This window comes from Kytococcus schroeteri, assembly GCF_002847825.1.
In the GTDB taxonomy this organism is placed as follows: Bacteria; Actinomycetota; Actinomycetes; order Actinomycetales; family Dermatophilaceae; genus Kytococcus; species Kytococcus schroeteri.
The window spans coordinates 224,637-237,810 of record NZ_PKIZ01000001.1 but is presented as its reverse complement, the minus strand read 5'-3'; the positions used below and the strand labels follow the sequence as shown (position 1 = coordinate 237,810).

Below are 13,174 nucleotides of genomic sequence, written 5' to 3'. Positions count from 1 at the left end.
GGAGTCTCGACAGTCCAGTCGGCCGGGTCGGGGTCCTCGTGGGGTGCCCGCCCACTCCCCGCACCCCCAGCCGCACCCGCGCTCGGGGGCGGGACCGGGGTCGTGTTGGCGCCGGTGTTGGGGTGGTCGGGGAGCTGGCCGACCAACAGCAGGTCCAGGTGCAGGTCCGAGCGGAGCTGGCCCAGGGTACGGGCGTCGCCGGCGGCCTTCGCGCGGCGGGCCGCGTTGTCCAACCGGGACCAGGCACCGGCCACCCGGGTGGCCTCACCGACCACCGTGAGCGACCCGGTCCCGTCCTGACCGGCCCGGGCCCAGCTGCCCCGGCCTGCGATCGCCGTGGTCCGCCTGGCACGGGCCGCGGCCCGGTCAGCGGTCTCGGCCTGCCGCACCCTGCGGCCCAGCAACCGTCGGAACGACGACCCGCTGCGCGGGGACCCGTCCGACCCCCGGGTCAACACCTCCTGGCCGATCGTGACGGCCACGTCCTGGGGCAGGTGGTCGGTGGCGGCGTGCCAGTCCAGCACCCTGCGCAACGACGCCCGGCCCTGGATGACCGGTGACCTGCCGCAGTCCAGCCGGGCGGGGTCGCTGGTGACCAGGTCGACCACCGCGCGCACGAACAGGCCCGACTCGCCGGTGGCACACACCAGCTCGTCAGCCACCGTGGCGTCCACGTCCACACGGCGCCACGCGGCCCCCAACCCGCCATCGGTGATCTGCCCGCACGCCCGGGTGACCTCGGCGTGGACCCGGCCGACCGCGTCGAGGAAGGCCACCTCCGCGGCCCGCATCGCCTCCAGGGCGGCCACCGCCGCACCCAACGCGCCCACCGCGGTGGGCACCACCCCACCGCCACCGACCGGGCCATCGGACTCCCGCCGCACGACCACCACCCCCTGCCCGGATGCACACCACGACATCGAACACACCCACCCACCGGGTCGTTCACATGTTCCAATCATGGCAGCACCACACCCGCCCCGCAACCCCCATCATCGAACATGTGGACGAAACGACACCCGCCCGACCGCGACCCACCCCACCTGTGGACACCCACCACACCGGCCCCATGCCCACCCCGACCGAGCCTCCTAGCATGGCCGCCATGCACCGCATCGCGCTCACCGGGGGCATCGCCGCCGGAAAGTCCACCGTCGCCCGCCGCCTCGCGGAGCTGGGCGCGGTCGTCATCGACTCCGACCGGCTGAGCCGCGAGGTCGTCGAGCCGGGCACGCCGGGGCTCGCCGAGGTCACCGCCCGCTTCGGCGAGTCCGTCCTGGCCCCCGACGGCTCCCTGGATCGCCCCGCCCTGGGCGCCGTCGTCTTCTCCGACGACGCCGCCCGCCGCGACCTCGAGGCGATCATCCACCCCCGCGTCCGCGCCCGCGCCGCCGAGCTCGAGGCGCAGGCCCCCGCCGGCACCCCAGTGGTGCACGACATCCCGCTCCTCGTGGAGACCGGTCAGGCGGACGACTTCGACCTCGTCCTCGTCGTGGAGACACCCCAGGAGCTGCGCGTCGAGCGCATGGTCCGCGACCGCGGCATGACCCCCGAGGAGGCCCGCTCCCGCATCGCCGCCCAGGCCACCGACGCCCAGCGCCGCGCCGTCGCCGACGTGCTCCTGGACAACTCCGGTGACCGGGCCGCCCTCCTGGGCCAGGTGGACCGCGCCTGGTCCGAGCGCGTGCTGCCGCTGGTCCAGGGCGGCTGAGGCGCCCGGCACCGACCGTCCGGCTCCGTCTGCCCGATGCCGGGCGCACGACGAGGCCCCCGGCACCAGCAGGTGCCGGGGGCCTCGTGCGACCGGGGGAGGTCAGGCGCCCGTCGCGCCGTCCCCGCGGTCCTCGCGCGTCACCCGCCAGGGACCGCCCCGGCCCACCAGGGACGCCTCGGTGCGCGGCCGCGGCTCGCCGCTGGCCAGGGTCTCCACGGTGGCCTCCACGGAGTCGCGCACCAGCGCCTCGTGGAGCAGCTGGTGCTCAAGGCGACGGTCGCGGTGGTATTCGGCCGAGAGGGCCCGGGTCACCGCCCACGCGATGGCCATGAGCAGGAAGACCACCGGCAGGGCGCTGAGGATGGACAGCGTCTGCAAGGCGGTCAGCGCGTCGGCCGGGACCGCCGTGGACAGGATGAGGATGGCGGCGATGGCGCCGGTGGCCACCGACCAGAACACGCGGCTCCACACCGGCGGGGTGGCCGAACCACCCGTGGCCAGCATGTCCATGACGAAGGAGCCCGAGTCAGAGCTGGTCACGAAGAAGATGACCACCATGAGGAGGGCGATACCCGCCAGGATCGCGCCGCCGGGCAGGGCCTCCAGCATCTGGAACAGCGCGGTGTTGGTGTCCACCGCCCCCTCCTTGCCGATGAGGCCGCCGGCGCCGAAGATCTCGCGGTGCAGTGCCGTGCCACCCATGACCGAGAACCAGAAGAAGCTCAGGAGGGCAGGCACCAGCAGCACGCCGGCCATGAACTCCGAGACGGTGCGGCCGCGGGAGATGCGGGCGATGAAGATGCCCACGAAGGGCGACCAGCTGATCCACCAGCCCCAGTAGAAGAGGGTCCAGGAGCCGAGCCAGGTGTCGGTGGCCTCGCCGCGGAAGGGCATGGTCAGCGTCGACAGGTGGAAGAAGTCGTTGAGGTACTGCCCGATGGAGAACACGAAGTCCCGCATGATGAACAGCGTCGGGCCGAGGAAGAGCACGCAGAAGAGCAGCAGCACGGCCAGGCCGAGGTTGAGATTGCTCAGATAGCGGATGCCCTTGCCGATGCCGGAGGCCACCGAGAGTGTGGCCAGGGCGGTCACCACGGCGATGATGCCGACCTGCAGCGCCTTGTCGTCGGCGTCGTCCACCAGGCCCAGGTGCTCCATGCCGGCGGCGACCTGCGCCACGCCCAGACCCAGCGAGGTGGCCACACCGAACAGCGTGCCGATGATGGCCACCATGTCGATGAGGTCGCCGGCCGAGCCCTTGACCTTGTCGCCCAGCAGCGGCTCCAGCGCCCAGCGGACGGACACCGGGCGGTTGCGGCGGTGGATGGCGTAGGCGATGCCCAGACCCATCACCGCGTAGACGGCCCAGGGGTGCAGGCCCCAGTGCAGGAAGGTCGTGGTCATGGCCTCACGGGCGGCCTCGGCGGTCTCCGGGGCCACCGCGCCACCGTGCTCACCGAGGTCCGGCGGGGCCACCTCGGGGCGCGGGGTCGCGAAGTGGAAGAGCGGCTCGGCCACGCCGAAGAACATCAGGCCGATGCCCATGCCGGCACTGAACAGCATCGCGAACCAGGAGACGAGGCTGAACTCGGGCTCCTCGTCGTCCGGGCCCAGGGTGGTGGATCCGAGGCGCGAGACGCTGATCCAGATGGCGAAGAAGACCAGGGCGGTGGCCGACAGGATGTAGAACCAGCCGAAGCTGCCCGTCACCCAGGTGTTGGCCTTCGAGATGGTCTCGCTGACGGTGTCGGGGAAGAGGGCGGTGGCGGCCACGAAGCCGACGGCGAGCAGGGCGGCGGGCCAGAACACGCCCTTGTCCATCGACCCGTCGGGCTCGGGGACGTCGCTGGCGGTCTTGATGTGCTCGCGCCGTCGCTGCTTCTCGGCGCTCACACCGGGCGGTGCGAAGGTCATGGGTGTCCTCTCGACGGGGTGTGCGATCGGTGGCCGATGGGGGGGGGCGGGGCCGGGGCTCGACGCCGGCCCATGGCCGCTCCCGACCGTATCGGCAGCCCTCGAGGGAAACACACGGTGATGGACCAGCCAAATCCTCGGGGCGTCGGGTGATGGGTCTCACGGCTCGGCGGGAGGTTGTCGGTGGCCCCGTCTACCGTTGAACCATGCGCCCCGTCACGGACCTCCAACGCAGCGTCGCCCCCTTCGAGGTGGTCTCGGAGTACCAGCCCGCCGGCGACCAGCCGACCGCCATCGCGGACCTCACGCGCCGCATCCAGGCGGGGGAGAAGGACGTGGTGCTCCTGGGTGCCACCGGTACCGGCAAGTCGGCCACCACCGCGTGGATGATCGAGAAGCTGCAGCGGCCCACGCTGGTGATGGCGCCCAACAAGACGCTCGCCGCGCAGCTGGCCAACGAGTTCCGCGAGCTGCTCCCGCACAACGCGGTGGAGTACTTCGTCTCCTACTACGACTACTACCAGCCGGAGGCGTACGTCCCGCAGACGGACACCTACATCGAGAAGGACTCCTCCATCAACGAGGAGGTGGAGCGGCTGCGCCACAGCGCCACCAACTCGCTGCTCACCCGGCGTGACGTGGTGGTGGTGGCCTCGGTGTCCTGCATCTACGGCCTGGGCACGCCGCAGGAGTACGTGGACCGCATGGTGCGCCTCACGGTGGGCCAGGAGATGGACCGCGAGGAGCTGCTGCGCAAGTTCGTCACCATGCAGTACTCGCGCAACGACATGGCCTTCCAGCGCGGCACCTTCCGGGTGCGGGGGGACACGGTGGAGATCATCCCGATGTACGAGGAGCTCGCCGTGCGCATCGAGTTCTTCGGTGACGAGATCGACGCCATCGCCACCCTCAACCCGCTCACCGGCGAGGTGGTGCGCGACGAGGAGGAGATGTACATCTTCCCGGCCACCCACTACGTGGCCGGGCCGGAGCGCATGGAGCGGGCCATCTCCGGCATCGAGCACGAGCTGGAGGGGCAGCTGGCGCGCTTCGAGCAGCAGGGCAAGCTCCTGGAGGCCCAGCGCCTGCGCATGCGCACCACCTACGACGTCGAGATGATGCGCGAGATGGGCAGCTGCAACGGCATCGAGAACTACTCGCTGCACATCGACGGCCGCGAGCCCGGATCGGCGCCGAACTGCCTGCTCGACTACTTCCCGGAGGACTTCCTCCTGGTGCTCGACGAGTCCCACGTGACCGTGCCGCAGATCGGCGCCATGTTCGAGGGGGACATGTCGCGCAAGCGCACGCTGGTGGACCACGGCTTCCGCCTGCCCAGCGCCATGGACAACCGCCCGCTGAAGTGGGAGGAGTTCCTCGAGCGCATCGGGCAGACGGTGTACCTCTCGGCGACGCCGGGCGACTACGAGCTCGCCAAGTCCGACGGCTACGTGGAGCAGATCATCCGCCCCACCGGTCTGGTGGACCCGGAGATCGTGGTGAAGCCCACCAAGGGGCAGATCGACGACCTGCTGGCCGAGATCCGCGAGCGGGCCGAGCGCGACGAGCGCGTCCTGGTCACGACCCTCACCAAGAAGATGGCCGAGGACCTCACCGACTACCTGCTGGAGCGCCAGGTGCGGGTGCGCTACCTGCACAGCGAAGTGGACACGCTGCGGCGCATCGAGCTGCTCAAGGAGCTGCGCCTGGGCGAGTACGACGTCCTGGTGGGTATCAACCTGCTGCGCGAGGGCCTCGACCTCCCCGAGGTGTCTCTCGTGAGCATCCTCGATGCCGACAAGCAGGGCTTCCTGCGGTCCAACCGGTCGCTCATCCAGACCATCGGCCGTGCGGCCCGCAACGTGTCGGGCCAGGTGCACATGTACGCCGACACCATCACCGAGTCGATGCAGTACGCCATCGACGAGACCAACCGGCGCCGCGCCAAGCAGATCGCGCACAACACCGAGCACGGCATCGACCCCACCCCGCTGCGCAAGAAGATCGGCGACATCACCGAGATGCTCGCCGAGATGCAGGGCGTGGCCAGCACCTACGAGGGCGTCACCGATCCCGGCCGCCCCACGGGCCGGCGGGGTGCCGCGGCCGACGCCGACGTGACCGCGGACCTCTCGGTGGCCACCGGGGAGCGCCCCACGGACATGCCCAAGGCCGAACTGGCCGAACTCATCGCCCAGCTCACCGACCAGATGCACTCGGCGGCCGAGCAGCTGCAGTTCGAGCTGGCAGGGCGGCTGCGTGACGAGATCGCCGAGCTGCGCAAGGAGCTGCGGCAGATGGAGCGCGCCACCGGCTGACCTCACCCCCACCGAGGCGGCCACCCCGTAAGATGACCCCTCGACGGAGGGGAGTATCCCCGCGTGAGCTCTCGTCATCACGAAGCCCGGGTGCGGCCGCCAGGCCCCAACGACCGGCGCTTCCGGGAGTTCGGCCCACCCGAGGTGGGAGAGACCTCCGGCCCGTGACCACGTGCCACCCCGGTGGCCGCAACGGAAGGTTCCCCTCCCATGACAGTTCCCCTCTGGGTCTGGATCGTCAGCCTCGTCGTCACCCTGGGCGTCCTCGCCTTCGACGTCTGGTGGGCGATGCGCAACCCCCACGTGCCCTCCCGCAAGGAGACCACCGGGTTCCTGACCGTCTACGTCAGCGCCGCCGTCCTCTTCGGCATCGGCGTCTGGGTGCTCGCCGGCCACCAGTACGGCACCGAGTTCTTCGCCGGCTGGCTCACCGAGTACTCGCTGAGCATCGACAACCTCTTCATCTTCCTCATCATCATGAGCAAGTTTGGGGTGCCGCGGAAGTACCAGCAGGACGCCCTGCTGTGGGGCATCATCATCGCCCTGGTGCTGCGCGCGATCTTCATCGCCGTGGGGGCCACCGCGATCAACGCGTTCTCGTGGATCTTCTACCTCTTCGGTGCCTTCCTCATCTACACCGCCGTCAAGCTCTTCCTGGAGTCGATCAACGACGAGGACGAGGACGAGTTCGAGGAGAACGCGTTCATCACCTTCGTCAAGAACCGTTTCCCGGCCACCGACTCGTGGGAGCACGGCACCCACTTCCTCGCCCGGATCGACGGCAAGAAGCTCATCACGCCGATGTTCATCACCGTCATCGCGCTGGGCTCCACCGACCTGCTGTTCGCGCTGGACTCCATCCCGGCCATCTTCGGCCTCACCCAGGAGCCCTACCTGGTGCTCATGGCCAACATCTTCGCGCTGATGGGTCTGCGCCAGCTGTTCTTCCTGCTCGGTGACCTGCTGCAGCGCCTGGTCTACCTGGGCATCGGCCTCTCGGTGCTGCTGGCCTTCATCGGTGTCAAGCTCATCCTCCACGCGATGCACGAGAACGAGCTGCCCTTCATCAACGGTGGGGAGCACATCGCCTGGGCCCCGGACATCCCGATCCTCGTGTCGCTGGGCGCCATCGTGCTCATCCTCGGCGTGACGACGATCGCCAGCCTCATCAAGTCCAGCAAGGACCGCCGCAAGGCGGAGGAACCGGATCAGGAGTACATGATCCTGGACGGCAAGAAGGTGCCGATCAACCGCGACAACTGATCCGCTGGTCGCCTCAGGCGCCCGGTTCCGCTCCGGCGGGCCGGGCGCCTCGTCGTGGCCGGGACATCACGATGATGCTGGCCGCCACCACCAGCGCGATGCCGAGCAGCTGCGGCCCGCGGAGCCCCTGGCCGAGCACGACCGCACCGGCTGCGGCCGCGGCGGCCGGCTCCAGGCTCAGGAGCACGCCGAACACGCCGGGGGCCAACCGGCGCAGGGCCACCAGCTCGAGGCTGTAGGGGACGGCCGAGGATGCCAGCGACACCCCCAGCCCCACGAGGAGCACGTGGGGGTCGAGCAGGGTGCTCCCGGCGGTCGCGATGCCGGCCGGGGCGAGCACCAGGGCGCCCAGCACCATCGCCAGGGCGACCCCGTCGAGCCCGGTGAAGTGTCGGCCCACGCGCGCGCTGGTGAGGATGTAGCCGCACCAGCAGGCGCCGGCCAGCGCCGCCAGCAGGGCACCGAGGGGGTCCACCCCCTGCCCACCTGCGACGACCGCCCACGCGCCGCTCACGAGGACAACGCCCGTGGCCGCGGCGGCGACGGCGAGCAGGTCCCGGCGGGTGCGGGAGAGCACGGCGGACATCACCAGCGGACCGGTGAACTCGATGGTGACGGCCACGCCGATGGGCAGGCGGTCCAGCGAGGCGTAGAAGAAGAGGTTCATCGCCGTCATGGCCACGGCGAAGGCGGCCACGGCCCGCCAGTCCGCGGCCGAGCGGCCACGCAGCGTGGGACGGGCCGCGGCCACGAGCAGCAACCCGGCGAGGGTGAGCCGCAGGGCGGTGGTGCCGACGACGCCGACGGTGGGCAGCAGGGTGGCCGCGAACGCCCCACCGACCTGCACGCTCACCACGGCCGCCAGCACCATCCCCACCGGGCCGAGGTCGGACCCGGTGCGGGCCGTACGGGGGAGGGACATGGCGGGAGTCTAGGGAGCGCCAGGGGAATGGTGGCGCGCGTGGGGAGGTTGTCGGTGGTCGTTCCTAGACTGGCGGCCGTGACCGGCGGCGCCGGTCGTGCGCCCCACCGACCCCTGCGGTGCGCGGCGCCCCCAGACCCCGTGTCGACCGAGTGAGGACCAGCGCGTGAGCACCGAGAAGGCACCGGCCCGAGACCGCATCGTGGTGCGGGGGGCCCAGGAGAACAACCTCAAGGACGTCTCCGTGGACTTCCCGCGCGACGCCCTCGTGGCGTTCACCGGCCTGTCCGGCTCCGGCAAGTCGTCCCTGGCCTTCGACACGATCTTCGCCGAGGGCCAGCGCCGCTACATGGAGTCCCTCAGCTCCTACGCCCGCCAGTTCCTGGGGCAGATGGACAAGCCGCAGGTGGAGTTCATCGAGGGTCTCTCCCCGGCCGTGGCCATCGACCAGAAGTCCACCAGCCGCAACCCGCGCTCCACGGTGGGCACCATCACCGAGGTGCACGACTACCTGCGCCTGCTCTTCGCCCGAGCCGGCGTTCTGCACTGCCCGGTGTGCGGCGAGGAGGTCTCGCAGCAGACCCCGCAGCAGATCGTCGACCAGGTGGCCGCGGCCCCGGAGGGCACGCGCTTCCAGGTGCTGGCCCCGGTGGTGCGGGAGCGCAAGGGCGAGCACGTGGAGCTCTTCAAGGAGCTGCAGACCAGCGGATACGCCCGCGCCCGCGTGGACGGCGAGACCGTGCAGCTGAGCAGCCCGCCCCAGCTGGCCAAGACGCGCAAGCACACCATCGAGGTGGTCGTGGACCGACTGCGCGCCAAGCACGTCGAGGGGGAGCCCGAGCGCTCCTTCGTCACCCGCCTCACCGACTCGGTGGAGACCGCGCTCCGCCTGGCCGAGGGACGCGTCGTCATCGACTACGTGGACGTCTCCGAGGAGGGCGACCCCAGCGGCCTGCCGCCGGAGCGCGTGCTCTCCGAGCACCTCGCGTGCCCCAACGAGCACCCCATCGGCATCGAGGAGATCGAGCCGCGGACCTTCTCGTTCAACGCCCCCTTCGGCGCCTGCCCCACCTGCCACGGCATCGGCACCGAGCTCGAGGTCGACCCCGACCTGCTCGTGCCCGACGAGGAGCTCAGCCTCAACCAGGGCGCGGTGACCCTGTGGGCGCAGGGCAAGAAGATGGCCGACTACCACCGGCGCCTCGTGGAGGCCCTCGCCCAGGAGCTGTCCTTCGACATGGACACCCCGTGGCGCGCGCTGCCGCAGCGTGCCCGCAAGGCCGTGCTGTACGGCCACGAACACAAGGTGCACGTGCGCTACCGCAACCGCTTCGGCCGGGAGCGCTCGTACTCCACCGGGTTCGAGGGGGCCGTCACCCAGGTCAAGCGCCTGCACGCCGACACCGAGTCCGACCAGATGCGGGAGCGCTACCAGCAGCTCATGCGACAGATCCCGTGCCCGTCCTGCAAGGGCGCCCGCCTGCGCCCGGAGGTGCTCGCGGTGCGCATCGACGGCATCAACATCGCCGAGCTCTCGCGCCTGTCCATCGCCGAGGCGTCCGCCTTCCTCGAGGGGATGACGCTCAGCACCCAGCAGGCACGCATCGCCCAGCAGGTGCTCAAGGAGATCCAGGCCCGTCTGGGCTTCCTCCTCGACGTGGGGCTCGACTACCTCACGCTCGACCGCGCCGCCGGCTCGCTCTCCGGTGGAGAGGCGCAGCGCATTCGCCTGGCCACGCAGATCGGTGCGGGCCTGGTGGGCGTGCTCTACGTGCTCGACGAGCCCTCCATCGGCCTGCACCAGCGGGACAACCAGCGCCTCATCGACACGCTGACCCGCCTGCGGGACCTCGGCAACACGCTCGTGGTGGTGGAGCACGACGAGGACACCATCCGCACCGCCGACTGGGTCATCGACATCGGCCCCGGGGCCGGCGAGCACGGGGGAGAGGTCGTCTACTCCGGCGAGGTCGACGGCCTGCTGTCCAGCGACTCGATCACCGGCGACTACCTGGCCGGGCGCCGATCCATCCCCACGCCGACGGAGCGCCGACCGGGCAACGGCAACGCCCTGGAGGTCAAAGGCGCCTCGGAGAACAACCTGCAGAAGGTGGACGTCACCTTCCCGCTGGGCACGTTCACCTGCGTCACCGGCGTCTCCGGCTCCGGCAAGTCCACCCTGGTCAACGACATCCTGTACACGACCCTGGCCAACCGCCTCAACGGGGCGCGCCGCATCCCGGGCCGCCACCGCACCGTCAAGGGGCTGGAGCATCTCGACAAGGTGGTCCACGTCGACCAGAGCCCCATCGGGCGCACGCCCCGGTCCAACCCGGCCACCTACACCGGCGTGTTCGACAAGGTGCGCAAGCTCTTCGCCGAGACCGAGGACGCCCGCGTGCGCGGCTACGGCCCGGGGCGCTTCAGCTTCAACGTCAAAGGCGGTCGCTGCGAGGCCTGCTCCGGCGACGGCACCCTGCGCATCGAGATGAACTTCCTGCCGGACGTCTACGTGCCGTGCGAGGTGTGCAAGGGCAAGCGCTACAACCGCGACACCCTCGAGGTGAAGTTCAAGGGCCGCACCATCGCCGAGGTGCTGGAGATGTCCATCGAGGAGGGGCTGGAGTTCTTCGGCGCCATCGGGTCCATCTCCCGCCACCTGCAGACGCTCGTGGACGTGGGCCTGGGCTACGTGCGCCTCGGCCAGCCGGCCACCACCCTCTCCGGTGGTGAGGCCCAGCGCGTCAAGCTGGCCGCCGAGCTGCAGAAGCGCTCCAGCGGTCGCACCGTCTACGTGCTCGACGAGCCGACTACGGGCCTGCACTTCGAGGACGTGCGCAAGCTGTTGGGGGTGCTGCAGTCGCTGGCGGACAAGGGCAACACGGTGCTGGTCATCGAGCACAACCTCGACGTCATCCGCAGCGCCGACCACGTCATCGACATGGGGCCCGAGGGCGGCGACGGCGGCGGCACCGTGGTGGCCACCGGCACCCCCGAGGAGGTGGCTCAGGTGGAGGCCAGCCACACCGGCCGATACCTCGCCGAGGCCCTGCAGGCCGCCGCGCACTGATGGCGGACCCCGCCAGCTACCGTCCCCGCCCCGGGGAGATCCCCACCTCCCCGGGGGTGTACCGCTTCCGCGACGTCCACGGGCGGGTCATCTACGTGGGCAAGGCCAAGTCGCTGCGCCCGCGGCTCAGCTCGTACTTCCAGAACCCAGCCCAGCTCCACCCCCGCACCCGGCAGATGGTGCGCACCGGCGCGTCGGTCGAGTGGACGGTGGTGAACACCGAGGTCGAGGCGCTCCAGCTGGAGTACGCCTGGATCAAGGAGTTCGACCCGCGCTTCAACGTCAAGTACCGCGACGACAAGTCGTACCCCTACCTGGCGGTCACCTGGTCCGAGGAGGTGCCGCGCGCCATGGTGATGCGCGGCGCCAAGCGGAAGGGCAACCGCTACTACGGCCCGTTCGCGCAGGCCTGGGCCATCCGCGAGGTGCTGGACCTGGCCACCCGTGTGTTCCCCATCCGCACCTGCAGCAAGGGCGTCTACCACCGGGCGCAGGTGTCGGGGCGCCCCTGCCTCCTCGGCTACATCGACAAGTGCTCGGCGCCGTGCACCGGGGCCATCAGCCCCGAGGACCACCGTGCCCTCGTGGACGACTTCTGCCGCTTCATGAACGGCGAGACCGCCGGCTTCGTCCGGCAGATCACCGAGCGCATGCAGCAGGCCGCCGCCGACCTGGACTTCGAGAACGCCGCCCGGCTCCGCGACGACCTCGGCGCCCTGGAGAAGGTGCTCGAGAAGTCCGCGGTGGTCTTCAACGAGTCCGTGGACGCCGACCTGTTCGGCATCGCCGACGACGAGCTCGAGGCCGCCGTCCAGGTCTTCCACGTGCGCGGCGGGCGCATCCGGGGCCAGCGCGGGTGGGTCGTGGACAAGGAGGAGCACCCCACCGCCGAGGCCATCGAGCACCTGCTGCGCCAGTTCTACGGCACGGGCGAGGAGGACATCCCCCGGGAGGTGCTCGTCTCCACCGACCCGACCGACCACGAGGTGCTCACCGAGTGGCTGTCAGGCATGCGGGGGTCCGCGGTCACCATCCGCACCCCCGAACGGGGCGACAAGGCCACTCTGCTGCGCACCGTCATCCGCAACGCCGAGGAGTCCCTGGCCCGCCACAAGATGACCCGCGCCGGGGACCTCACGGCCCGGTCGGCGGCGCTGGCGGAGCTCGAGGAGGCCCTCGGCCTGCCCGAGGCCCCGCTGCGCATCGAGTGCTACGACATCTCCCACACGCAGGGGGAGAACTCCGTGGGCTCGATGGTGGTCTTCGAGGACGGCCTGCCGCGCAAGGCCGAGTACCGCCGCTTCATCGTCCGCGAGCCGGCCGACGACACCCGCGCGATGGGGGAGGTGCTCACCCGCCGCTTCCGCCACGGCACCGCCACCCCCGAGGGGGACGCGCTGGCCGACTCCCCGGACGCCCGGAGCAGCGGCAGCCAGTCCGGCACCAGCCGCCCCGGCCGACCCGCCAAGCGCTTCGCCTACCCGCCGCAGCTGGTCGTCGTGGACGGCGGCCTGCCGCAGGTGAACGCGGCCCGGGCGGCCCTGGACGCCGCGGGGGCCGGGGACGTGGCCGTCGTGGGGCTGGCCAAGCGCCTCGAGGAGGTGTGGGTGCCGGGCGACGAGTTCCCCCTCGTGCTGCCCCGCGGCGGGGACGCGCTCTTCCTCCTCCAACGCCTGCGCGACGAGGCGCACCGCTTCGCCATCACCTTCCACCGCCAGCGCCGCTCCAAGGCCATGACCGCCAGTGAGCTCGACACCGTCCCCGGCCTCGGCCCGGCCCGCCGCAAGGCGCTCCTGGAGGCCTTCGGCACCGTCCGCGGGATCCGCGCCGCCACCGTCGAGGAGCTGGGGGAGGTGCCCGGCATCGGGCCCGCCCTGGCGCGCACCGTGCACGAGCACCTGGCCGGGTCGCAGGCCGCCCCGGCGGTCAACGTCACCACCGGCGAGGTGCTGGACTGAACCCTGCGAGGATGG

General features: G+C 71.0%; 7 protein-coding genes and 1 pseudogene. 5 read left to right on the top strand and 3 right to left on the bottom strand.

What is annotated here, in order from left to right; genetic code table 11:
* A pseudogene (locus CYJ76_RS01140) lies at window positions 1–920 on the bottom strand (hypothetical protein); the annotation flags it as partial.
* A 185-nt stretch (window positions 921–1,105) separates the two neighbouring features.
* Here CYJ76_RS01140 and coaE point away from each other — a divergent pair.
* The gene (gene coaE / locus CYJ76_RS01135) at window positions 1,106–1,711 is read left to right on the top strand and encodes a dephospho-CoA kinase (RefSeq protein WP_101849001.1); all 606 of its coding nucleotides are present in this window, start codon (window positions 1,106–1,108) and stop codon (window positions 1,709–1,711) included.
* 102 nt (window positions 1,712–1,813) lie between these two features.
* Here coaE and CYJ76_RS01130 read toward each other — a convergent pair whose 3' ends face one another.
* On the bottom strand, window positions 1,814–3,628 hold the full coding sequence (locus CYJ76_RS01130) for a BCCT family transporter (protein ID WP_101848983.1): 1,815 nt from the start codon (window positions 3,626–3,628) through the stop codon (window positions 1,814–1,816).
* 206 nt (window positions 3,629–3,834) lie between these two features.
* Between CYJ76_RS01130 and uvrB the strand changes: the two genes are divergently transcribed.
* A complete protein-coding gene (gene uvrB / locus CYJ76_RS01125; RefSeq protein ID WP_070706203.1) occupies window positions 3,835–5,946 on the top strand; it encodes an excinuclease ABC subunit UvrB in 2,112 nt (703 codons plus the stop codon).
* 210 nt (window positions 5,947–6,156) lie between these two features.
* Window positions 6,157–7,209 (top strand): TerC family protein, encoded by a 1,053-nt coding sequence (locus CYJ76_RS01120; protein ID WP_083323745.1) that lies wholly within the window; start codon window positions 6,157–6,159, stop codon window positions 7,207–7,209.
* 13 nt (window positions 7,210–7,222) lie between these two features.
* Here the strand turns inward: CYJ76_RS01120 and CYJ76_RS01115 are convergent, their stop codons facing one another.
* On the bottom strand, window positions 7,223–8,131 hold the full coding sequence (locus CYJ76_RS01115; RefSeq protein ID WP_070706204.1) for an EamA family transporter: 909 nt from the start codon (window positions 8,129–8,131) through the stop codon (window positions 7,223–7,225).
* Between the two features lie 166 nt (window positions 8,132–8,297).
* On the opposite strand from CYJ76_RS01115, the gene uvrA reads away from it, so the two are divergent.
* Window positions 8,298–11,201, top strand: a complete 2,904-nt coding sequence (gene uvrA, locus CYJ76_RS01110; protein WP_070706205.1) for an excinuclease ABC subunit UvrA — start codon at window positions 8,298–8,300, stop codon at window positions 11,199–11,201.
* Window positions 11,201–13,159 carry an excinuclease ABC subunit UvrC gene (gene uvrC, locus CYJ76_RS01105; RefSeq protein WP_070706206.1) on the top strand — a complete coding sequence of 653 codons (1,959 nt, stop codon included), beginning with the start codon at window positions 11,201–11,203 and terminating at the stop codon, window positions 13,157–13,159. Before uvrA ends, uvrC begins: the two co-directional genes overlap by 1 nt.
* Window positions 13,160–13,174 lie beyond the last annotated feature (15 nt).

Bases quoted from the DNA above. Each gene is read 5' to 3' on its own strand.
- coaE (WP_101849001.1), top strand. From the start codon at position 1,106: ATGCACCGCATCGCGCTCACCGGGGGCATCGCCGCCGGAAAGTCCACC.
- CYJ76_RS01130 (WP_101848983.1), bottom strand. From the start codon at position 3,628: ATGACCTTCGCACCGCCCGGTGTGAGCGCCGAGAAGCAGCGACGGCGC.
- uvrB (WP_070706203.1), top strand. From the start codon at position 3,835: ATGCGCCCCGTCACGGACCTCCAACGCAGCGTCGCCCCCTTCGAGGTG.
- CYJ76_RS01120 (WP_083323745.1), top strand. From the start codon at position 6,157: ATGACAGTTCCCCTCTGGGTCTGGATCGTCAGCCTCGTCGTCACCCTG.
- CYJ76_RS01115 (WP_070706204.1), bottom strand. From the start codon at position 8,131: ATGTCCCTCCCCCGTACGGCCCGCACCGGGTCCGACCTCGGCCCGGTG.
- uvrC (WP_070706206.1), top strand. From the start codon at position 11,201: ATGGCGGACCCCGCCAGCTACCGTCCCCGCCCCGGGGAGATCCCCACC.